The organism is Bradyrhizobium sp. WSM2254 (assembly GCF_000472645.1).
GTDB lineage: Bacteria > Pseudomonadota > Alphaproteobacteria > Rhizobiales > Xanthobacteraceae > Bradyrhizobium > Bradyrhizobium niftali.
The window spans coordinates 160,396-183,349 of sequence record NZ_AXAB01000009.1; the positions used below are offsets into that span (position 1 = coordinate 160,396).

12 protein-coding genes are annotated in these 22,954 nt (G+C 65.0%); 1 reads left to right on the forward strand and 11 read right to left on the reverse strand.

Annotated features, from left to right (window positions below; translation table 11 throughout):
* Window positions 1-7: 7 nt before the first annotated feature.
* The 9 genes from A3M7_RS0107740 to A3M7_RS0107780 all read right to left on the reverse strand — a co-directional run bounded on the left by A3M7_RS0107740 (window position 8) and on the right by A3M7_RS0107780 (window position 9,756).
* Window positions 8-1,756 (reverse strand): type I secretion system permease/ATPase, encoded by a 1,749-nt coding sequence (locus A3M7_RS0107740; protein ID WP_027543419.1) that lies wholly within the window; start codon window positions 1,754-1,756, stop codon window positions 8-10.
* A gap of 263 nt (window positions 1,757-2,019) precedes the next feature.
* On the reverse strand, window positions 2,020-2,289 hold the full coding sequence (locus A3M7_RS0107745; protein ID WP_027543420.1) for a GlsB/YeaQ/YmgE family stress response membrane protein: 270 nt from the start codon (window positions 2,287-2,289) through the stop codon (window positions 2,020-2,022).
* A 105-nt stretch (window positions 2,290-2,394) separates the two neighbouring features.
* Window positions 2,395-3,375 (reverse strand): ABC transporter ATP-binding protein, encoded by a 981-nt coding sequence (locus A3M7_RS0107750; RefSeq protein ID WP_027543421.1) that lies wholly within the window; start codon window positions 3,373-3,375, stop codon window positions 2,395-2,397.
* A complete protein-coding gene (locus A3M7_RS0107755) occupies window positions 3,372-4,787 on the reverse strand; it encodes an Asp-tRNA(Asn)/Glu-tRNA(Gln) amidotransferase GatCAB subunit A (RefSeq protein ID WP_027543422.1) in 1,416 nt (471 codons plus the stop codon). Before A3M7_RS0107755 ends, A3M7_RS0107750 begins: the two co-directional genes overlap by 4 nt.
* Entirely contained in the window at window positions 4,784-4,981 is a 198-nt protein-coding gene (locus A3M7_RS0107760) for a hypothetical protein (RefSeq protein ID WP_027543423.1), read from the reverse strand. The genes A3M7_RS0107755 and A3M7_RS0107760 overlap by 4 nt, the downstream gene beginning before the upstream one ends.
* Window positions 4,978-6,039, reverse strand: coding sequence for an ABC transporter ATP-binding protein (locus A3M7_RS0107765; RefSeq protein WP_027543424.1), 1,062 nt, complete (start codon window positions 6,037-6,039; stop codon window positions 4,978-4,980). Before A3M7_RS0107765 ends, A3M7_RS0107760 begins: the two co-directional genes overlap by 4 nt.
* Before the next feature lie 3 nt (window positions 6,040-6,042).
* Entirely contained in the window at window positions 6,043-6,945 is a 903-nt protein-coding gene (locus tag A3M7_RS0107770) for an ABC transporter permease (protein ID WP_027543425.1), read from the reverse strand.
* Between the two features lie 3 nt (window positions 6,946-6,948).
* On the reverse strand, window positions 6,949-7,902 hold the full coding sequence (locus tag A3M7_RS0107775; RefSeq protein ID WP_014498430.1) for an ABC transporter permease: 954 nt from the start codon (window positions 7,900-7,902) through the stop codon (window positions 6,949-6,951).
* 195 nt (window positions 7,903-8,097) lie between these two features.
* Window positions 8,098-9,756: an ABC transporter substrate-binding protein gene (locus tag A3M7_RS0107780; RefSeq protein ID WP_027543426.1), complete on the reverse strand. Its 1,659-nt coding sequence runs from the start codon at window positions 9,754-9,756 to the stop codon at window positions 8,098-8,100.
* A gap of 200 nt (window positions 9,757-9,956) precedes the next feature.
* Here A3M7_RS0107780 and A3M7_RS0107785 point away from each other — a divergent pair, with 200 nt between their 5' ends.
* A complete protein-coding gene (locus tag A3M7_RS0107785; protein WP_027543427.1) occupies window positions 9,957-11,552 on the forward strand; it encodes an ABC transporter substrate-binding protein in 1,596 nt (531 codons plus the stop codon).
* 502 nt (window positions 11,553-12,054) lie between these two features.
* Here A3M7_RS0107785 and A3M7_RS0107790 read toward each other — a convergent pair.
* Both A3M7_RS0107790 and A3M7_RS0107795 read right to left on the reverse strand, forming a co-directional pair.
* Complete coding sequence (locus tag A3M7_RS0107790) at window positions 12,055-14,286, reverse strand: CHASE2 domain-containing protein (protein WP_027543428.1); 2,232 nt, start codon at window positions 14,284-14,286, stop codon at window positions 12,055-12,057.
* Window positions 14,287-14,410: 124 nt separating this feature from the next.
* Complete coding sequence (locus tag A3M7_RS0107795; protein WP_027543429.1) at window positions 14,411-22,765, reverse strand: FecR domain-containing protein; 8,355 nt, start codon at window positions 22,763-22,765, stop codon at window positions 14,411-14,413.
* Window positions 22,766-22,954: the final 189 nt, after the last annotated feature.

Below are 22,954 nucleotides of genomic sequence, written 5' to 3' on the forward strand. Positions count from 1 at the left end.
TTTGTGCTCATGACTTGGCCACTCCGCCCTCACTGACGACCTTGATCGGTGCCGGCGGCGTCACGCGCGGCTGGAGCACCTGGGCGAGCACCTGCTCCTTCGGACCGAAGGCCTGCATGCGGCCGTCGCGCAGCACCAGGATCTGGTCGACCGCCTCGACGCCGATCGGCCGATGCGCCACCACGACGACGATGGCGCCACGCTCGCGGGCGGCGCGAATGGCGCGGGTCAGCGCCTCGTCGCCTTCGGTGTCGAGATTTGAGTTGGGCTCGTCGAGCACGATCAGGAACGGATTGCCGTAGAGCGCGCGCGCCAGCGCCACGCGCTGCGCCTGGCCTGCGGAGAGCGCGGCGCCCTGCTCGCCGACCTGCGTGTTGTAGCCCTCGCGCATCTTGATGATCATCTCGTGCACGCCGGCCTCCTTGGCCGCGGCGATGATGCCGTCGGAGGCGGCCTCGGGGTCGAAGCGGCTGATGTTCTGCGCGATGGTGCCGCCGAACAGTTCGACGTCCTGCGGCAGATAGCCGATGTGGCGGCCGAGCATGTCGGAGGACCATTGGTCGAGCGCGGCGCCGTCGAGCCGCACCTTGCCGCGCACCGGCTGCCAGACGCCGACCAGCGCACGGATCAGCGAGGATTTGCCGGAGCCGCTCGGCCCGATCACGCCGAGACCGTTGCCGGCGGCGAGCGCGAAGGTGATGTCCTGCACGATGAGGCGCTGGTCGCCCGGCGGCACCATGGCGACGCCCTCGACCGAGAGCCGGCTGGTGGGCGCCTGCAACTGGGTCGGCATCGTCTGCGCCGGCATCTGCTCCAGCAGGCGGGTCAAGCGCTGCCAGCTCTGGCGCGCCGCGACGAAGGATTTCCAATGCGCGATGGCGAGATCGACCGGCGCCAGCGCGCGGGCCGACAGGATCGAGCCGGCGATGATGATGCCGGCAGTCGCCTCCTGGTGGATGACGAGATAGGCGCCGACCGCGAGCACGGCGGATTGCAGCATCATGCGCAGCACCTTGGCGATCGCGCCGAGGCCACCGGCCACGTCGCTCGCACGCTGATTGCCGGCGAGATATTTTTCGTTGGCCTCGCTCCAGCGCTGGTTCATCCGGCTGGTCATGCCCATCGACACCATCACTTCGGCATTGCGACGGCTGGAGGCGGCGAGATCGTTGCGCTGGGCCGCAAGCCCCATCGCCTCCTTCGCCGGCTGGCGGGACATGAACTCGGTGACCACCGTCAGCCCGACCAGGATGATGGCGCCGACCAGGGCGGTCACGCCGATCATGACGTGGAAGGCGAAGCAGATGGCGAGATAGAGCGGCAGCCAGGGCAGGTCGAAGAACGCGCTCGGTCCCATGCCGCCGAGGAAGGAGCGGACATTGTCGAGGTCGCGCAGCGGCTGGAGGCCCTCGTTGCGGTTGCCGACCAGCAGCGGCAGGCGCACGACGGTGTCGAACACGCGCTTGTTCAGGGCTTCGTCGAGCGAGGTGCCGATCCGCCCCAGGATCCGGTTGCGGATCATGTCGAGCACGCCCTGCGCCATGTAGAGGAAGCTGGCGATGACGATCAGGCCGACCAGCGTCGGAATGCTGCGGCTCGGCAGCACCCGGTCGTAGACCTCCAGCATGAAGATCGACCCGGTCAGATAGAGCAGGTTGATCATGCAGCTCATCAGGCCGACGCCGACGAACGCCGTGCGACAAGCGCGCAGCGCGTCAGCGAGCTCCGAACGGCGAACGCCAGGGACGGCTGCCATCAGTCTGATCTCTTTCGGGTAAGGGGCAAGGCCCCTGATTTCAAAGGCAATTTCAGGAGTAATTGACCCGGATTAACATCGCGTTTTCGTCCCTTGTCCAACGCGGCTGAATCAACCCGATCCCCTGTGGGGGCACATCACCCCCTGATGGCCCGGCGCGCAAGTCCGGAATTTCACAGGCTTGCGGCTTTTTCTTGCAGACATGTCACCTCTCCCCGGGCGGGGAGAGGTCGAAAGTTGGGTCAACTGAACTCGGGGCGCCGCTAGAACCGGCCGCCGCCGCGCACCAGCCGCACCACGAGCAGCAGAATGATCGCGCCGATGGCGGAATAGACGATCTCCGAAACGAGCCCGGTGCCGATGCGAATGCCGAGCTTCGGGAACAGGAAGCTGGCCACAAACGCGCCGGCGATGCCGATCACGATGTCGCCGATGATGCCGAAACCGGCGCCTCGCACCACCTTGCCGGCCAGCCAGCCGGCGACCAGGCCGACGAACAGGATGACGAGCAGGCCTTCGTTAGAAATGTACATAAGTGAGGTCCCTCTCCGTGAACGGGGCCATGGAACCGGAACCGGGATGAATGGGGTCTGAATGGTGGTCGCCCGCCCACGCGCAGGCAAAAGTCGAAAGCAACCCTACTTCAGATCGACGGTGAGCGGCTCCGCCAGCACGCACCTTGCCGCCCGGCCCGGTCCCACCTCCACATTCGCAGGCAGCTGCTCCAGGCAGCGCGGCTGGGCGGCCACGCAACGGGGGGCGAAGGAGCAATTGTGGGGCTTCTCGGCCAGCGACGGCGGGGTGCCGGGGATGGTTTCGAGGCGGGCGCCGCGCTTGGCGCCGTGGATGGTGGAGGCAAGCAGGCCCTTGGCGTAGGGGTGCACCGGGGTGCGGACGATGTCGCGGAGCGTCCCCTGCTCCACGATCTGGCCGGCATACATCACCGCGACGCGGTCGCAGATCTCGATGGCGACGCCGATGTCGTGGGTGACGAAAATGACGGACATGCCGAACTCGCGCTGCAGCTCGCGCAGCAACAGCAGGATCTGGATCTGCACGGTGGCATCGAGCGCGGTGGTCGGCTCGTCCGCGAGCAATATCTTGGGACGACAGGCGAGGGCCAGCGCGATCATCGCGCGCTGGCGCATGCCGCCGGACATCTCGTGCGGATAGGCGTCCAGCCGGCGCCTGGCCGAGGGAATGCGCACGACCTCGAGCATTTCGAGCGCGCGTGCCCTGCCCTCCGCATGAGACTTGCCTTCGTGACGCACGACGCTTTCGGCGATCTGCGCGCCGATGGTGTAGACCGGATCGAGCGCGAGCGCGGGCTCCTGAAAGATCATCGACACGGTCTGGCCGCGGAACGACGAAAGCTCCTCGTCGTTCATGGCGAGAACGTCGCGCCCCAGAACATTGACGCGGCCGGAGATCTGCGTGCGCTTCTTCGGCAACAGCCGCATCAGCGCGCGCAAGGTCACGCTCTTGCCCGAGCCGGACTCGCCGAGCAGGCCCAGCACCTCGCCGTCTCCCAGCGAGAGGCTGAGATCGTTCACGGCATAGACCGTGCGCTCACCGGTGAAGCGGATGTTGAGGCCTGAGATCTCGACGAGCTTTGTCATGACGGCAGTTTCGGCAATCGATCGTGATAGTCGGTGACGCGCTGGAACGCCGCGCCGATGGTGAGCAGGGTCGCTTCATCGAAGGAACGGCCGATCAGCTGCATGCCAACAGGCAGGCCGCTCTTGGTGAAGCCGGACGGCACGGTCAGCGACGGCAGGCCGAGGAAATTCACCGGACGGGTGAACAGCGTCAGCCGCTGCAACAGCGCCGGCGCGTTCGGCCCGCCGCCGACGTCGCTCTCCTCGATCGTCGGCGCCGGCACGGGCGAGGCGGGCGCGATCACCGCATCGACGCCGGCGGTTGCGGCATTGTGCGCGGCGAGCGCCGGGCCACGCCAGCGCATCGCCTCGAGATAGGTGATGGCGGGCACGGCAAGCCCGTTCTGAAGCCGCATCAGCACCTGAGGGCCATAATCCTGCGGGCGCTCGATCATCCAGCGCTTGTGGAAGGCGGCGGCTTCCGCCGCGAGCACGAGCTGGCTTGCCGCTTGCAATTGCCGCTGATCGGGCAGCTCGACCTTGACGATGTCGGCGCCCTCGCGCTTGAGCACCGCGATGGTCTCATCCAGCACCCGCGCGACCTCGCTGTCGAGATCGTCGACGTAGAAGGACGCGGGGACGCCGATCTTGAGGCCCTTCAGCGAGCCTTTGGTCGCGGCGACATAGTCAGACAGCGGCTCGTGGCTCGCGGTCGAATCCTCGGGATCGGGACCGGCCATCAGCGCCAGCAGCAGCGCACAGTCCTCGGCGGTGCGGGCGAGCGGGCCGACCGTGTCGAGCGATTGCGACAGCGGCATCGCGCCGGCGCGGCTGACGCGGCTCCAGGTGGTCTTCAACCCCGTGACGCCGCAGAAATGCGCGGGCATGCGGATCGAGCCACCGGTGTCGGAGCCCAGCGCCGCATAGGTCAGGCGCGCGGCGACCGCCGAACCGGAGCCCGAGGACGAGCCGCCGGTGATATGCGCGACATTCCAGGGATTGCGCACCGGACCGTAATGGGCATTGTGGCCGGTCGGTCCATAGGCGAATTCGGCGAGGTGCAGCGTGCCGAGGCGGACCTGGCCGGCATCCTTCAGCCGCTGCAGGGCGGTGGAGGTCGTCGTCGCGACGAAATCGCGGCGGATCAGCGAGCCGCAAGTCGAGACCTTGCCGGCGTCGTAATACATGTCCTTGTGCGCGAGCGGCACGCCATGCAGCGGACCGCGCACTTCGCCCTTGGCCAACTCGGCATCGGCCGCCTCGGCCGCTTTCAGCGCCGCCTCCGATTCGATCGACATGAAGGCGTTGAGATGCGGCTGCCACTGCGCGATGCGGTGCAGCAGCGCGCGCGTCACCTCATGGGAGGACACCTGCTTCATCGCGATCGCACGCGCGACCTCGGTGAGCGTCATCAATGCAGGTTCGGTGCTCATTTCGACACCTTCTGCGACTGCGCCAGCACGTAAGAAGCCGGCTCGAGGTCGAACGGCAGCGTGCCGGCGATGGCGGCGAAGCCTTCGAAGGCGGGTCCGATGGAGTTGGAGATGCGCGTTGCGATCTCGTCATCCACGGCAACGCCGGCGATCTGCGCCATGGGCCTGATCTCTTTTGGTGTCGGTCTTGTCATGCGATTTCCTCTGCGGACGCGCGGCTATGGCCTGAACCCGGAATGGCCATGTAGCACGCAGCCTCGTGGCCCATTGTATCGACCGCCGTGAGCTTTGGTGCGGCATTTGCGCAGAGCGGCTCCGCAAACGCGCAGCGCGTGTGGAAGCGGCAGCCCGAGGGCGGATCGATCGGATTGGGCGGATCGCCGGTGATCGGCGGTTTTTCCGTACGCCTGTCAGGATCTGAGGACGGCATCGCCGCAAGAAGCGCGCGCGTATAGGGATGCGCAGGGCTATCCCAGACCTGGTCGACCGGGCCGAGCTCGACGACCTCGCCGAGATACATCACCAGCACGCGATCGCTGATATAGCGGACGACGTTGAGATCGTGGCTGATGAAGAGATAGGTCAGGCCGAACTCGCGCTTGAGATCAGCAAGGAGGTTGAGCACCTGCGCCTCGACGGATTTGTCGAGCGCGGAGACCGCTTCGTCCAAAATCACCAGCCGCGGCGACAGCGCCAGCGCCCGCGCGATGTTGACGCGCTGGCGCTGGCCGCCGGAAATCTCGTGCGGGTAGCGGTTGGCGAAGTTTTCCGGGCGCAGGCCGACCTTGCCGAGCAGCTCGCGCGCCAGCGCCCTCGCCGTGCCATCGGCCATGCCGTGGACCTTCGGGCCGAAGGCGATGGATTCCTCGATCGTCAGGCGCGGATTGAGCGAGGCATAGGAATCCTGGAACACCATCTGCATGCCGCGGCGCAGCTCGCGCAGCGACAACGCCCGGCCGACGGTCATGCCGTCATAGACGATGTCGCCGTCATCGCGCGGCATCAGATGCATCAGGAGGCGCGCGGTGGTCGACTTGCCGCAGCCGGACTCGCCGACGATGCCGACGGTCTCGCCCTTGGCGACGGAGAAGGAGACGTTGTCCACCGCACGCACGGTGCGTTTCGCAGCGAACAATCCGCCGCGGACGGGGAAGTGCTTGGTCAGGCCGTTGACCTGGAGCAGCGGCTGCGCGACGCCGCCGCGGTCCTCGACCGGATCCAGCATTTGAACGGATGTGTTGCTCTCGCTCATGGCCTAATTCCTGATGTCCATGGCGCTGCGCAGGCCGTCCGAGAGCAGGTTGAAGCAGATCGAGACCGCGAAGATCATTGCGCCGGGAAGCGCGGCGACCCAGGGATTGACGTAGATCGCGGTACGCAAGGTGTTCAGCATCAGGCCCCATTCCGGCTCCGGCGGCTTGGTGCCGAGGCCGAGGAAGGAGAGACCGGCGGCCAAAATCATCGAGACCGAGATCAGGCTGGTGGCATAGACGAAGATGGCGCCCAGCACGTTGCCGAGGATATGCACGCGCATGATGGTGAAGGCTCCGGCACCCGAGGCGCGCGCGGCCTCGACGAAATCCATGTTGCGGACGCCGGTGGTGACGCTCTCGGCGACGCGGGTGATCTGCGGCACGAACACGATGGTCAGCGCCACGATGGAGTTGAGGATGCCGGCGCCGAGCGCGCCGGAGATGGCGATGGCGAGCAGCACCGACGGAAAGGCGTAGAACACGTCCACGGTGCGCATGATGGCGGTGTTGAGCTTGCCGCCGACATAGCCGGCGACGAGGCCAAGCGAGGTGCCGATGCAGAAGGCAAGGATGACGGGCAGGATGCCGATGACCAGCGACAGCCGCCCGCCATAGATGAGCCGCGCCAGCATGTCGCGGCCGAGCTCGTCGGTGCCGAGCGGGTAGCCTGTTGTGCCGATGTGGCGCAGGCGCCGGATCATCGAGCCCTTGTAAGGGTCTTCCAGACCCAGCCACGGCGCGAGGATCGCTGACAGGAAGATCAGCAGCAGCACCAGCGCGCAGGCCATGCTGACCTTGTCGCGCATGATGCGGCGGCCGACGGTCGCCCAATAGCCGCGCGCCTTGGTCGCGGGCGCGGCCTGGAGCGCAGCATCGGCGGTCGCAGACAACGGAAGCTCGCTCATCGGCTAGCCCCGCTTGATGCGCGGGTCGATCGCGGCTTGCGCGATGTCGACCAGCAGATTGAGGAAGACGAAGAACAGCGCCAGGATCAGGATCGTGCCCTGGAGCAGCGGCAGGTCGCGCTGGAAGATCGCCGAATTGAGCAGGAAGCCCGAGCCCGGCCAGGAGAACACGGTCTCGATCAGGATCGAGCCGCCGAGCATGTAGCCGAGCTGAAGCCCCATCACCGCGAGCGCGGTGGGCGCGGCATTCTTGATGACGTGGCGAAACACGCCGGTCTCGTGCAGGCCTTTTGCGCGCAACGCCTCGACAAAGTCCTGGCTGAGGATGTCGCCGGTGAGCGCGCGCACGGTGCGGGTGACGATGCCCATCGGGATCACCGAGGTCGTGATCGCCGGCAGCACCAGGTATTTCAGATGCGCCCAGTCCCAGGCCCAGGAGTTGGAGCCGTTCGGCCCGGCGCCGACCGCGGGCAGCCAGTTCAGCTGCACCGAGAAGATGATGACCAGCACCATGCCGAGCCAGTAATGCGGCACCGAGACGCCGGCGATGGCGAAGGAGGTCGCAACCTTGTCGATCCAGGTCTCGCGGAAATAGCCGGCGATCAGACCGAGCAGGATGCCCATCGTAAAGCCGATGATGGCGGCCGCAATCGCGAGCGTGACGGTGTTGCTGACCGCGCGCATGACCTCGGCGAGCACCGGACGCCCCGTCGCGATGGAATTGCCGAGATCGCCATGAAGGGCACGAAGCAGCCAAAGCCCGAACTGCACCGGCAGCGGCCGGTCGAAGCCGTAGGCGGCGCGGAGCTGCGCCGCGAGCTCCTGCGAGGCGTCGGCCGGCAGCACGGCAACCAGCGGATCGCCCGGCGTGATGTGCACGAGCAGAAAGCACACCAGCGCCACGCTGATGACGATCGGGATGACATAGACGATGCGTCTGGCGATATAGGCGAGCACGTTTGGTTCTTTCTTCCTTCTCCCCTTGTGGGAGAAGGTGGCGCGAAGCGCCGGATGAGGGGTATCTATCCGCGGTTACAGCATTATCGAATGAGAGAGAGGGTCACTCGCGGAGAGAGACCCCTCACCCGGCTTCGCTTCGCGAAGCCACCCTCTCCCACAAGGGGAGAGGGTGCAGCGTGCGTGTGGCGCGAACTATTGCATCGACACCAACGAGAAGTCGATGAACCAGCTCTTCGGCTGCACGACGCCGGTCACCTTCGGGCTCATGGCGCGCGGGCCGACGTCGTGGGCGACGTAGAGGAAGGCCGCGTCGTCGACGGAGGCTGCGTGCAGCTCGGCGAGCGCGGCATCACGCGCGGAGGGGTCGAAGGTCTGGCGCGCCTTCTTCACCAGCTCGTCGAACTTTGGATTGTTGATGAAACCCCAATTGTTCGAGACCGGCGGCGCCATACCCGATTGCAGGAAGCGCACCAGCGCGAAGAACGGGTCCATCGCCGCATAGGTGACGTTGGTCGCGTTCGAGCCGTTCGCGCTCGGATCCTTCACGCCGCGGCGCCAGTTGGTGAACAGCGTGTTCCACTCGATGACGTCGAGCTTCACGTCGAAATAGCATTCGGCAAGCGCCTGCTGGAGATACTCGTTCATCGGCAGCGGCTGCATCTGGCCCGAGCCCGACGCCGAGGTCTGGATCTTCACCTCGAGCTTCTTGTTCGGGCCGAAGCCGGCCTCCTGCATCAGCTTTTGCGCTGCCGGCTTGTCATACTTGATCTGGAAGGTCGGACTGCCGCGCCAGGGATGGCCGGGCTCGAACGTGCCGCTCGCCGGCACCATGAGCCCTGCGAGCAGGCCGTCCTTGAGGCCTTCACGGTCGACGCAGAGGTTTGCCGCCTTGCGCACGCGGATGTCGTTCCAGGGCGAGCCCTCGACGCGCGAGAACTGCCAGGGCCAGACGTGCGGCTGCTCGTTGGCGTAGAGCTTGAAGCCGCGCTGCTTGAGCTCGGGCAACGCGTCCGGCGCCGGCGCCTCGACCCAATCGACCTGCCCCGAGAGTAGCGCCGCGGTGCGTGCATTCGCCTCCGGCATCGGCAAAAGCACCATCTTGTCGACCTTGGGCACGCGATCCTTGTTCCAGTAGCTCGCGTTCTTCACCAGCTCGAGCCGCTCGCGCGGGGTGAAGCTCGCCATCTTCCACGGGCCGGTGCCCGCGGCGTCCTTGGCGAACGCGGTCCAGGCGGCCTGCGACTTCGCCTTGGCGTCGGCGCCTTCGGCCTTGTCATAGAAATGCTGCCACTTCGCCGGGCTGGCCATGAACAGGTTGGTGAGGTTGATCGGCAGGAAGCTGTCGGGCTCCTTGGTGGTGAGCTCGACCGTCATGTCGTCGATCTTCTTGGCGGAGGCCAGCGTCGGCATGCGCGAGGCCGTGACGCCGACCTGGCTGGCGTCGAACTGCGGCGCATCCTGCTTCAGCACCTTCTCGACGTTCCACACCACGGCATCGGCGTTGAACGGCGAGCCGTCATGGAAGGTCACGCCGGGACGCAGCTTGAAGGTCCACTTGGTCTTGTCGGCATCGTCGACCTTCCACTCGGTCGCAAGGCCCGGGATTACCACGCTCGCCTTGTCAGCCGAGGACAGGTCCCAGCCGGTCAGCGCGTCGTACATAGTGAGGCCGGTGAAGCGATTGCCTTCAAAACCCTGATCGGGCTGGCCCAATGTGCGCGGAATATCGGCAGCGGTCATGCCGATGCGCAGCACGGTGTCGGCACTGGCCGCGCGCGGCCAAGCGGCCGCACTCGTCAGGGCCAGCGCCGCGATCAGCGCCGCGCGGGTCTTGTTTTTCTTGATCAGCATCGTCTCAGTCCTCTTCCGGCTTTCAATGACTAATTTTGATGCAAACGTATGCAATGGCTATGCCAATGGGGAAACTTTTTCTGCAAATTGCCCCTGCGACGACAAGTCTTTGTGATCACGTGTCGGCAAAGGCACCGTCCTGCCTATTCTGGCATCAAGATTGCAAGTTTGGCCTTGAAATCTCCTGGGAGCTTTGGGCCATGCGTATCCGACTATCGACCTGCCTCGCCGTGCTTGCGCTGGCGGCTTCCGCAATCTCCGCACGCGCCGAAACGGTGGTGCGCTACGGCATCTCGATGGCGGATATTCCGCTGACGACGGGCCAGCCCGATCGCGGCGCCGGCGCCTATCAGTTTACGGCCTACACGATCTACGATCCGCTCGTCGCCTGGGAGATGGACGTCGCCGATCGTCCCGGCAAGCTGGTGCCGGGGCTCGCGACCGAATGGAAGGTGGACGATGCCGACAAGACCAAATGGCGCTTCACGCTTCGCAAGGGCGTGAAGTTTCACGACGGCAGCGAGTTCAACGCCGATGCCGTGATCTGGAATCTCGACAAGGTGCTCAACGACAAGGCGCCGCAATTCGACAAGCGGCAGAGCGCGCAGGTAAAGACGCGGCTTCCTTCGGTCGCAAGCTACGCCAAGATCGACGATTCCACGGTGGAGATCACGACCAAGACGATCGATTCCTTCTTTCCCTATCAGATGCTGTGGTTCCTGGTCTCGAGCCCGGCGCAATATGAAAAGCTGGGCAAGGACTGGGACAAGTTCGCCAGCCAGCCTTCCGGCACCGGCCCGTTCAAGCTGACCAAGCTGGTGCCGCGCGAGCTTGCGGAGCTCACGAAGAACCCGGACTACTGGAACACGAAGCGGATTCCCAAGGTCGACAAGCTAGTGCTGGTGCCGATGCCGGAAGCGCTGACGCGCACCAACGCGCTGCTCGCCGGACAAGTTGACCTGATCGAGACGCCGGCGCCGGACGCCGTGCCGCAGCTCAAGGCGGCCGGCATGAAGCTCGTCGACAACGTCACGCCGCATGTCTGGAATTATCATCTGAGCGTGCTGCCGGGCTCGCCCTGGACCGACATCCGCCTGCGCAAGGCGCTGAACCTTGCGATCGATCGCGAGGCGGTGGTCGGCCTGATGAACGGCCTGGCCAAACCCGCCAAGGGCCAGGTCGATCCGTCGAGCCCGTGGTTCGGCAAGCCGAGCTTCGAGCTGAAATACGATCCTGCGGCGGCGAAGAAGCTGGTCGAGGAAGCCGGCTACTCCAAGGCCAAGCCGCTCAAGGCCACCTTCATCATCGCGCAGGGCGGCACCGGCCAGATGCTGTCGCTGCCGATGAACGAATTTTTGCAGCAGAGCTTCAAGGAAATCGGCATCGACATCGACTTCAAGGTGGTCGAGCTGGAGACACTATATACGCATTGGCGCAAGGGCGCGGCCGACGAGATGAACGCCGGCATCACCGCCAACAACATCGCCTATGTCACGTCAGACCCGCTCTACGCCATCGTCCGCTTCTTCCATTCCGGCCAGATCGCGCCGGTCGGCGTCAACTGGGGCGGCTACAAGAACCCGAAGGTCGACGCCTTGATCGACGAGGCCAAGCAGACCTTCGACAGCGCCAGGCAGGACGAACTCTTGGCCCAGGCACACGCGCTGATCGTCGACGACGCCACGCTGGTGTGGGTGGTCCATGACACCAACCCGCATGCGCTGTCGCCGAAGGTGAAGCAGTTCGTCCAGGCGCAGCACTGGTTCCAGGACCTGACGACGATTGGGGTGGAGTGAGGGCTACGTAGGCCGCTCCAGCTAACATTGTCGTCCCGGCCCAGGCCGGGACCCATTACCGCAGGATTGAATTTAGCGAAGATTGCCAACTCCGATCTCGCGCAATCGCTTCCGCCTCGAAGTATGGGTCCCGGCCTACGCCGGGACGACACCTTTGGTGAGGCGCCGCACTCGCGCAAAACCCTCCGCCGTCGACCTGGCGAAAGCCAGGACCCATAACCGCAGGACTAGGTTCGGCGACGACAGCCAACTCCGATCTCGCGCAATCACTTCCGCCTCGGAGTGTGGGTCCCGGCCTGCGCCGGGACGACACCTTTGGTGAGGCGCCGCACTCGCAAGCCCCTCCACCGTCGTCCTGGCGAAAGCCAGGACCCATAACCACCGAATTTCGTTTGGCGAAAGCTTGTGGTTGGCAATTCGCCGCCGCAACTCCTCCCTGGGGTTATGGATCCCGGATCGGCGCGCGCTTGAGGCGCGCTTGTCCGGGACGACAGCGTGCCCGCTACTTCGTCAGCAGCGCATATGCCCCGTTCCAGCCTTCCGCCGGCGGATTGACCTGGAATTCCTTGATCCGCGCCTCGTACAGTTTGAACAGCTTCTCCAGCGTGTCGGCGTCCTCGCTGCGACGGCCGCGCTCGATGGCGTCCAGCGCCCCCTGCCAGTCGCGGTTGCGGTAGCAGCCGAGCATCTCGATGGTAACGTTGCGCAGGCGCTGGAAGGGGCCCGAATGCATCACGTCCTCGCGGCCGGCGATGGCGTAGATCACCTCCGGCTCGGTCTTGCCCTTGACCATGATGAAGTCGAGCTCGAGGATCGCGAACTTGTCCTTGGCGGCGAGCGCGGTCCTGGAGCCGACGATGATGGGAAAGCCGTACTCCTTCGACTGTCCTTCGAGCCGCGAGGCCAGGTTCACGCTGTCGCCGAGCACCGAATAGTTCTTCTTCAGGTCGGAGCCCATGTTGCCGACCACGCCGATGCCGGTGTTGAGGCCGATGCCAACATTGAGCGGGATATAGACGTGGCCGCCGTCAGCGGCCTCCTGCTCGCGGTCCTTGTTGACCGCGTCGATCCGCTCGAGCATCTGGATCGCCGCTTCGCAGGCGTTGACCTCGTGCTCGGCATCGTCGAGCGGCGCGTTCCAGAACGCCATGATGGCGTCGCCCATGTACTTGTCGATATAGCCTTTCTGATCGATGATCACGTCGGTCAGCGGCGTCAGGAAGCGGTTCATCAGCGTGATCAGGCCTTGCGGATCTTGCTTGTAGCTCTCCGAGATCGTGGTGAAGCCGCGCACGTCGGAGAACATGATCGTCATCTCGCGCTCCTCGCCGCCGAGCACGAGCTTTTCCGGCGACTGCGCCAGCTGCTCGACCAGAACCGGCGACATGTACTGCGCGAACATGCCGCGGATCTGCACGCGCTGGCGCTGCTCGTGCACGAAGCTGGCGAAGATCAGCGTCAGATAGATCGCGGTGGTCGACAGCAGCGGGTAGGTGAAGTCGATGAGGTAGCGGTACTGCGCGTAGAAGAACCAGGACACACCGACGAGGATGGCAGCAAACATCGCGCCCGCGAGCACCAGGCGCACGGGGCCGAGATTCGGCGTGAAGGTAATGACGAGAAGGCCGATGACGAGCGCGGCGAGCAGCTCGACGCCGAGCGCGTAGTTCGGCTGGGAGATCACCGCGCCGCCGAGCACGCTCTCCAGCACCTGGGCATGGATCTCGACACCCGGCATGGTCGAGGATACCGGCGTGGTCTTGATGTCGTTCAGACCGACCGCGGAGGTGCCGACCAGCACCAGCTTGCCGGCAATCTTGCTGGGCGGCACGGTGTTGTCGAGCACGTCGGCGGCTGAGACGTAGATCGAGGAATCCTGGCGCGCATAATGCACCCAGAGCTGGCCGTTCTTGTCGGTCGGAATCTCGACACCCTTGAGGCGAACCGCCCGCACACCGGATTTGTCAGTCCGGACCAGCAGCGTCGGCGTGTTCGTCACCACTCGCAAAATCTCGAGGCTGAGCGAGGGCATGACCATGCCCTGCGCACGCATGATCAACGGCACGCGGCGGATCAGGCCGTCGCGCTCGGTCTTGATCGAGAACAGGCCGCGGCCGGCGGCGACCTTCTCGATGACGGGCACGTTGCGCAGCAGGCCCGGAAACTCAAACAGGAAGCGTTCGGCGCCCTCTTCGCCGACTGTCGCGATGCCGGTGAAGGGCAGCGACTTGTCGATCTCGGACGAGATCGCGCGCTGCCCGGTCTCGCCCAGCACCACCCGCGAGCGCTTGATCGCTTCGGAGAGGACCTGGTCGTTGGTCGGCAGCTCGCGCAACTTGGCACGGGTGGCATCGTCCAGATAGCGCATCTGGCTCGCGACCAGATCGGGGTTGAGCCGGTCGGCTTCGGAGAACACCATGTCGAAGCCGATCGTCACCGCGCCGTTGCTGGTGAGGTTCTGGATCAGGTCCGCGATCCGCGTGCGCGGCCACGGCCACTGGCCGAGCTTGGCGAGGCTCTTGTCGTCGATGTCGACGATGGTGACCGGTCGCGAGGTCTTGTGGCGCGGATCGATCAGCTGGAACATGTCGAAGGTGCGCAGCCGCAATTCCTGGATCGGCGGCGGGTCCCAGAGCCGAGCACCGGCGAAGACGACCAGCAGCGCCAGACACATCAGCCGCGCAAAGCCGAACTTCCGCGCAAACCACCGCCGGAGGATTTTGAGACGCTTCATATCGCCTGAATTTCCCGCAGCTCACCTTCGTCCGATATTCGGGCGACAATACGCAATCAGCTACGTCTTTGATACCGGAATCGGCCGCGAACGAGGCGCCGTGGCCGAACCGGGGGAACGACCGTCAGGCATGGTTCGCGACGATGAAATCGCTGGCGTGCAGGCTGCCTGCCACGAGATTCTTCAGGCGGATCGACTGGTGATCGTCGAGCGTGACCAGCGTGTCGGCGCCCTGTTGCGTGATGCCGAGGTCGCCGAAGGACTGGATGTTGGCAAACTTCTGCAGGTCGATCTTGTCCTGGCCCAGCTCGAAATCGATGATGGTGCTCTGAACCGGGAGCGTCGAATTCGTGAAGGCGAACTGGTCCTGCCCGTCGGTCCCGACGAGGGTGGGTCCCGTGGGCGGATCGACGATCAGCGTGCCGCCGTGGCCGTCGCTGGCGAATTGGAAGCTGTCGATGCTGTAGCTCCCGGCAAACTTGATGGTTGCGGTGTCGGTCCCGTCGGACAGCGTCAGCGTTCCGCCCAGATGGTCGGCGTTTTCGGTGTAGGTCACCCCGGTCAGGCTCGAGAAGCCGATATCCTTGAGATCGATGAGATCCGAATTGGCGGTGGTGCCGTCACCCGCAAAGCCGTTGATGACGCCGGTGAAATCGGCGGCGTGTTCGATCGCGAAGGTGCCGGTGGTTCCGGTCCCGTTGGCGAAGGTCACGCTCTGTGCGGAAGCCTCGCTGAGGTTCAGCACCGCGCCGGTCTCGATCGTCATGGGCGCGTCGGCGAGCGGATCATAAACGGTGGTGCCGCCATGACCGTCGCTCTGAAGGTGCCAATTCAGGTCCCTGCCGAGGAACGACAGGGTGACGGTGGTCGCGCCGTTGTAGAAATCGACGGTCGTGACGTTGGTGTCCGAATTGTACTGGGCCTGCGCCGACATCGAGGACGTCCAGGCGAGGTCCTTCATGTCGATCTCGTTGCCGGACGACAGCGGAGCCCCGGCCGGAGAGCCCGAGATAAGCCCGTGGAAATCCTTGGCATGGTCGAGGACCAGGGTGCCCAGGCCGTTGTCGTAGTAGACGACGATCCCCGACACGGAGCCCTCGATCTCAACGACGGCCTTGTTGGAAATCTCGATCGCTCCGGTGCCGCTGACATTGCCCTTGATGTCGATCGTCGAAATGCCGTTTTCGGAGAACGGGCCGGCCTCGATCAGACCATCGTCAACGAGGTTGCCCGTCACCGTGAACACGGTGCCGGGCTCGGTCAGCAGCGTCACGTCGGAGGCGACGGTGAGGTCGTGGATCGTGACGTTGGCCGTGCTGTCGACGGTGCAGGGTTCGGCTCCGGCGAGCAGCTTCACGTCGTAGCTGGCCGCCGGTACGCCCAGGCTCCAGTTCGACGCCGTGTTCCAGTCGCCGCCGGCAGGATTGGTCCATTCATCGACCGGGGCGATCTCGACGATGGTGCCGCCGGCGTCGTCGCTGCTGGTGATGAAATGCGCGTCGCTGTAGTTGCCGATCAGCTTGAGCGAGATGCTGTGGCCGTGGGTGTCGCTCACGACGAGATTGCCGGTCGCGGAGCTGTAGACGGCCGTGGTCCCGCTGTCCCAGGTGATTGTCGAGAGGTCGATCTTCTCGTTGGCAGCAAAGCCGGCGATCGAACCGCCGAAGGTCGCCGTGTCGATCTCGAGCTCGGCACCGGCCCCCGCGAAGGTGACGGTCTGCGACACCACGTTCTTGATCTCGAGCGTCGCATTGGCGTCGATCGTGACCGAGCCTGCGCCGGACAGCGAGCCGAATAGCGTCAGCGTTCCGGTGTGGACCTCGATGAGGTGGCCGTTGACGATGGTGCCCGTGATCGACGCCGCGCCCCAGCTGTCGATGTCGCCGGAATTGCTGATGCCCGTTCCGTTCACCGAAATCGAGGCGCCATTGAGCAGATCGATTTCGCCGGCGTTGACGATCGAGGACACGTTGCCGAAGACGCTGCTGCCGGCGACAGTCCAGATGCCGCCCGCATTGTTGTTGAAGGTCCCGCTCGCCACCGAGATATTGCCGTTGATGTGGCCGGTATTGTTGATGGTGATGGCGCCGCCGGTCTCGAAGATGGCATAGGTCGACGAGGTCACGCTGGAGGCGACCGCAGGCCCGATGGTGCCGGAATTGTCGATCGTCGCCGAGCCGGTCGTGTTTTCCTGGACGTAGATCGCCGCAAAGCCGGTCGCGCCCACGACCGAGCCGGTGTTGGTGATGTGCGTCGAACCGGTCGCGGCCGGATCGCCCGGCGCGACGCCGTTCTGATTGACGCTGATGCCGACGCTGCTGGTGCCCGTGATATGGCCGTTATTGACAATGGTGATGGAACCTGCGCCCGCGGCAAAGGCGGACAGGCCGACGGCGCCGGTGGCGGAGCCATTGTTGGTGACAGTGACGTCGCCGCCGCCGTGATCGAAAGTGCCGATCGCGGTGCCCGCCGCGGTGATCGATGAGCCCGCGCCGGTCGTGACAGTGACCTTGCCGACGCCCCAGGTGAACGCCTCGATGCCGTAGCCGGCATCCGCGGTGATGATCGCATCGCTCGTGACAGTGACGTCGCCCGTGACGGCGCTCGAGAAGAAGCCGTTGCCGCCCGGCTTGTAGCCGGCGATGATCGCGCCCGGCGTAGTGGTATCGCCATTCAGCGCGGAGCCGGAATGGATGACGCCGTGCGCCACGACGGAGATCGTGCTGTGCGCGCCGCTCGCGATCGCCGCTGCGTAGTTGACCGCCACGATACCGGAGCCGCCCGAGATGACGCTATCGCCGCTCGCGAGGGTGACGCTGATGTCGCCCTTGTCGATGCTGTAGGCGAGAATGCCGTAGCTGGTCGTGCTCTTCACCGAGGCATTGGCACCGAGCGTGACGGTGACGTTGCCGGTACCGCCGTTCAGCGCCTGGGCGCGGATACCGATCTCGGCGCCGTTGACGGCGGTGCCGGCGCCGTCGTTCACCGTGACGTCGCCATTGCCGTAATTGTAGGCGTGGATGCCGTAGCCGCCCGCAGCCGTGACATTGCCGTAGTTGTTGACGACGACGTTGCCATAGACGTTGGCGTTGGCTGCAGAGCCGATCCCCGCGCCGAGGTAGCCGGCCTCGAGGCCCGCCGGAGCGTTGTCGGCCTGATTGAGGCTCGCACCAGAATTGACCGTGCCGTAATTGGCGACGGTGATCGAGCTGTGTTCCGAGGCCAGGATCGCGTCGGCGCGATTGATTGCGACGATGCCGGAGCTTCCCGACGTGACGACGCTGCCGGCCTCCGTCGTGACTGTCGTGCTGCCCGAGCCGTAGCTGCGCGAGCGGATGCCATAGATCGAGCTGCCCGTGACATTGCCGCCGGCATCGATCGTGACGTCGCCATCGCCCTTGGTCTGGACATCGATCCCATATGCGCCGCCCGCCGCGCCACCGAGCTGCTTGATGCTGATGTTGCCGTCGTTGCCGGCGTTGAGATTTTCGACAAGCAGGCCGACCGACCCCGCACCGGTCCCGGTCGCCTTGCCGGTGAGGTTGTTCACCGTGATGTCGCCGTCGCCGGTTGGGCCGTCGCGCAGCGTGATGCCGTTGCCGGCAAGGCCGGTAATGTTGCCGGTCGCCGTCAGCGAGATATCGCCTGCGCCATTCTGCGTGACGACAATGCCCTTGGCGGCACCGGTCAATGCACCGGTGGGCGTGAGAATGATGTCGGCGGGCGCGGCGAGCGTGCCGCCCGACGCGGTGAAGTCGAGCGCATCGCCGCTCGATGTCGTGATGTCAGCTGCGCCTGTGACCGTGAATGTGCCAGCCTTCGTCGACTGGCCGGCGATGGTGCCGGTAAAGCTCTGCCCGACGACCTTGTCGAGCAGGAGCATATCGATGCCGCCAGCGAACGTGATGGTTTGCGCCGTCGCCCCCGCGAGCTCGAGCGTCGCGCCGTTGTCGATGATCAACGAGCCGGTGCCGCTGAGGCCGCCGGAGAGGTTCAACGTTCCGGCCTGGACCTCGATGGCGCCGGTGTTGGTGACCGCGGCCGAGATCGTGTTGAGGCCGGAGACCCCGTAGAGATTGCCAGAATTGCTCAGGCTGCCGCCATTGATCGAAACGTCGGACAGATAGAGTTTTGACGCACCGTCGATCGAAATCGTTCCGTCGGCGTTGGCCACCGTGGCGGTGATCAGCTTCAGCGCGCCGCCGTTCACCACCTCGATCAGATTGTGATTGGTGATCGCGTGAAGGACGCTGGGATCGATCGTCAGCGTGCCGCCGGTGACTGTGATCGTGCCGGTATTGGTGATATCGGCGTTGTTGATCGCGCTCGTGCCGGTCGATTCCAGCGTGCCCGCGATCGTCAACGTGCCGCCGTCGATGACTGCACCGACGAGATCCAGCGTCGAGCCGGACGCTACCGAAACCGCGCCGGTGTCGTTGGTCACCGTCATCGAGATCAGCTTCAGCGTGCCGCCATTGATCGCGGCCAGCGTGCCGGTGTTGGTGACGGCCTCATGGTCGATGTCGAGTTCGGCGCCATTGGCCTGAAGCGTGCCGGCGTTGGCGATGGTGGCCGTGGTGATAGTGGTAAGCGTCAGCAGGCCGCCAACCGCTTCGATCAGGCTGTTGTTGGTGATGGCAGCATCGGTGATCGTGGTCGCCCCGGACGAATCCAGCGTGCCGGAAACGGAGAGTGCGCCGCCGGTCAGGGTCGCCCCCGCCAATGTCAGCTTCTTGCTGGCATCGACCTTGACGGTGCCGCCATTGCCGATCGTGGCTGCCGCAATGGTGGCATCGTCGAGCGTCAGCGTGATGCCGTTTTCGACCGTGACCGTGCCCTTGTTCAGGGTTGCGTTGCCGTCGATCCTGCTGTTGCCGGTGACGTCGATCGTGCCGCCCTGCGCACCACTGAAATTGTTGATGGTGCCGCCCGATATCTCGGTGCCGGACAGTGTCAGCGTCTGGCCATCGTCGATCTTGATGACGTGGCTGGTGTTGGTGAGGACGTCGTTGAGCAGCGTCGCAGCGCCGGCGATCTCGAGCGTCCCGTTGTTGGTGATCGCACCCTTGGACGCCGCGGACGTGCCCTGGATCCTGGCGCCGTCCTTGAGCTTGACGGTGTTGTCGAGCTCGATGCTGGAATTGTCGGTGATATCAGTCCCGGACACAGTGACGCCATCCAGCGTCAGCGCGGCATCCGCGGTGACCGCAGTGACGCTGAGCGTGGCGCCGCCGTCGATCCTGCTGGCGCCGGTGACGTCGATGGTGCCGCCGCCCTTGATGGCGCCGCCGCTGAGCGTGACGTCGTCCAGGGTCAACGCGGCATTGGCATCGACGATAACGTTGCCGCTCGAATTATCGACCGTCGAGCCCTGGTCGATGGCCAGCGCCCCGTTCGCCAGCACCTCGATGGTGCCGGCATTGGTGACGCTCTCGTTGCTCAGCGCATTGCCGCTGCCGCTGATCTTGAAGGCCGCGTTGTTGTTCAGGATGCCGTCGCTCAGGACGGCGTTGCCGGTCAGGTCGATTTCACCGTTGCCGGTGATCACGCCTGTGCCGCGGATGCCGGCATTGAGGACGGGGCCACCCTCATCGTCACCGCCGTCGTTGCCGATAACCGGCCCAGCTCCGCTGATCGTCGCGCCGTTGACGGTCAGCTTGCCGCTGGCATCGACGGTGATGTGGCCGGCGTTGGTGACGCTGGAGCCCTGGTCGACGGTCAGCCAGCCATTCGCCAGCACCTTGATCGTGCCGGTGGAGGTGTTGGAGACGCTCTCGTGGGCGAACTCGGCCGTGCCCTTGACGTTGACCGTGCCGGAATTGTTCAGCGCGCCGTTTTCGATCAGGCTGGTGCCGTCGAGCTCCAGCGTGCCCAGAATCGTGACAGTGCCGCCGTCGACCGTTGCGGTATCGACGACCAGCGTCGTGCCGGCATCGGCCTTCAGCGTGCCGCCGGCATTGTGGATCGTGGCGAGCGACTTCAGCGTGCCGCCGGACAGCTCGATCGTGCCGGAATTGGTGATCTTGGTGCCGCTGGCGAAATCGCCGCCGCCCGCGAGCGTCAGATAGCCGGCATTGGTGAGCACGCTCGTGCCCAAAATCTCGGCCTTGCCGCCGACCGACATCGTTCCGGTCGCGGCGGTCGTGAGGATCGAATCGGCGCCCATGTTGAGCGCGCCTGCGATCGTCAGCGAGCTCTGGACGATCACCTTCGGCGGCGGCCCGCCGAAATCGTTCATCGTCACCGACTTGGCGTAGGCCGCGCTGTCGATCGTCACCGGATAGGACGGCGTCAGGCCGTGCAGCTGATCGGTGATGACGATGACGTCGTCATTGATGGTCGGGACGGTGCCGGTTTCCCAGTTCGCCGCGTCCTTCCAGAAGCCGCCGGAGGGCGCACCGGCGTGGTCGGTCGCGATCCACACCACCGCGGGCGCGTCGGTGCCCGTGATCGTGACGGTGATGGTCTTCTGCGAGGTGGCGCCTTGCGAATCCGTGAGCGTCACGGTGTAGGTCAGCGTCAGCACCTCGCCGTCCGGGATGAAGTCGGCGAGGTAGACGGGAAGGTCGGCCAGCGACCAGTTGATGGTGCCGGTGCCGTCCCCGGTGCTGTCGGCGCCGGCGGCGATCGCGACCGACATCGCGCTCTGGAACGCCGCGAGCGGACCCGGCGGAACGGTGCTGCCATCCGGCAGGGTCGCGCTGGTCAACGCCACCGACACCGTATGCTTGTCGGTGAGATCGACGTCGGTGAAGTCCAGCGTGCCCGACGTCGGCACATCGCTGCTGAGCGGACCACCCGGCACGCTGGTGCCGCCTTCGAAGGTGATGACCGGAACGCTGGTCGAGATCACCGGCTTGTCGTTGGTGCCCGTGATCGTGATGGTGATCGGGATGAACGCGGACTCGGGGTTCACCGCGAAATTGGTGTCGACGCGGACCATGTAGGTCAGCGTCAGCGTTTCTCCGGCCGCGAGGAAGTCGAAGACGTGGTCGGGGATCGTGTAGGTCCAGACCGCCGAGCCGTTGTTGTTGTTGCCGCCGTCGGCGGCGACGTTGATCTGGATCAGCGTCGCGGCGATGTCCTGCTTCTGAAGCGCGGTGAGCGAACCGGTGACGTCCTGCTGGCCGGCGCTCTTGTAGACATAGTTCGGCGCATCGGCGAGGCTCACCTGCACCGTCGGCCGGTCGCCGAGGTTCTGGTCGACGAAAGTGATTCGGCCGGAGATCGTATCGGGCGCTGTGCCGCCGGTGGTGTCCGCGCGCTCGGTCAGCGCGAACGCCATCTTCACGTTGCCGCCGGAATCGAGGCTTCGCGCCAGCGGCTGGCCGGGAATACGGGTGGCGGACGGCGGGGTATTACCGGGTGCCTCAGGTCCCTGCGGATTGAGATTCGTGAAGGTCGCGATCACGACGGGACCCGATCCCGACTTGAACACCAGATCCTGGGTGGTTTGCGTGATCGTGTCGGTGAAGTTCGAGGTCAGCTTGGTGTTGGTGTTGGTGTCGGTGAACTTCAGCGTGAACACGTCCGTGATCAGCTTCTGCACGTCCGGCGACATCAGCGCATTGGTGATCGAGACGTTGCCGCCGCTGATCTGAATCATCTGGCCGGCCTGGTTGACTGTCGCGATCGGCAGCAGCGTGACCTTGTCGAACAGGATGTAGGAACCCGTCGTGCCGTTCGGCTCCACCAGCACCTGGAAGCTCGCCTGCGGCTGCGGATCGCCGCCGCCGGCGGGAACGACGAAGTTGATCTGGGTCAGCACCGCCGTGCCGCGGATGCCCATGGTGGCGACCGGCGTGTCGATCTTCATGTCGCCGTGCTTGGCGGTCTCGCCGGCGACGAAGGTGATGGTGCCGGCGACCAGGCTGAGCAGCGAGGAGTTGTTCGACCCGTTGGGGTCGTAGACCATCTCGTTCAGCACCATCCGCGCATTGGAGGACAGGCCGAACACGGTGCCGTCGATGAAGGTGATACCGAGCGTCGAATCGGCGCCGGTCGAGACGACGTCGCCCTTCTCGACATTGTCGCCGTTGTTCAGGATGACCGAGACGCCGTTGCGGACCGCGGTCGCGCTGCCGGAGAGTTTGGTGACGTGGCCGATGACCTGGGCCGCGGCCGCGCCGGGTGCGGCCTGCGCATATTGCACATGGCCCGTGAGCGCGTTGACGATGTCGCCGGTGAGGTGGGCGCCATCGGGCGAGGCAATCGCGGCGCGCTTGTCGCCCCTGAAATAATCGTGAACGACGAACTCGTGTCCCTCATGGGACAGCACGAGGTCGAGACCGGCGCGCTTGAACTCGCCGTTGAAGATCAGGTTCGGGTCGGGAACCACGAACGCGCCGTCGGGCACGTGACCGTGCGCCTTCGCGATGAAGGGCTTGGCGGTAAAGGAATCGCCATGGACATCGCCGGGCAAGTGGGAACCCAGGCCGTCCAAGATGATCGCGGCGTCAAATTTGCCAGCGTAATTCAACCGGGCACCGTAAAAGAGTTAAAATTTAAGTAAGTATCATCCGCCTAAGCTTGCATAGCATTACTAAATCATTAGCGAAACCATCTATTGCTTGTGTGATTTCGCGTCACTTGCCGATCGGAGCCACCGAAGAGCAGTGTCTCCAGAGAGAGGTCGAAGTATTCATTGCAGTATACTGAAGTTGAATTC

Bases quoted from the DNA above. Each gene is read 5' to 3' on its own strand.
- A3M7_RS0107740 (WP_027543419.1), bottom strand. From the start codon at position 1,756: ATGGCAGCCGTCCCTGGCGTTCGCCGTTCGGAGCTCGCTGACGCGCTG.
- A3M7_RS0107745 (WP_027543420.1), bottom strand. From the start codon at position 2,289: ATGTACATTTCTAACGAAGGCCTGCTCGTCATCCTGTTCGTCGGCCTG.
- A3M7_RS0107750 (WP_027543421.1), bottom strand. From the start codon at position 3,375: ATGACAAAGCTCGTCGAGATCTCAGGCCTCAACATCCGCTTCACCGGT.
- A3M7_RS0107755 (WP_027543422.1), bottom strand. From the start codon at position 4,787: ATGAGCACCGAACCTGCATTGATGACGCTCACCGAGGTCGCGCGTGCG.
- A3M7_RS0107760 (WP_027543423.1), bottom strand. From the start codon at position 4,981: ATGACAAGACCGACACCAAAAGAGATCAGGCCCATGGCGCAGATCGCC.
- A3M7_RS0107765 (WP_027543424.1), bottom strand. From the start codon at position 6,039: ATGAGCGAGAGCAACACATCCGTTCAAATGCTGGATCCGGTCGAGGAC.
- A3M7_RS0107770 (WP_027543425.1), bottom strand. From the start codon at position 6,945: ATGAGCGAGCTTCCGTTGTCTGCGACCGCCGATGCTGCGCTCCAGGCC.
- A3M7_RS0107780 (WP_027543426.1), bottom strand. From the start codon at position 9,756: ATGCTGATCAAGAAAAACAAGACCCGCGCGGCGCTGATCGCGGCGCTG.
- A3M7_RS0107785 (WP_027543427.1), top strand. From the start codon at position 9,957: ATGCGTATCCGACTATCGACCTGCCTCGCCGTGCTTGCGCTGGCGGCT.
- A3M7_RS0107790 (WP_027543428.1), bottom strand. From the start codon at position 14,286: ATGAAGCGTCTCAAAATCCTCCGGCGGTGGTTTGCGCGGAAGTTCGGC.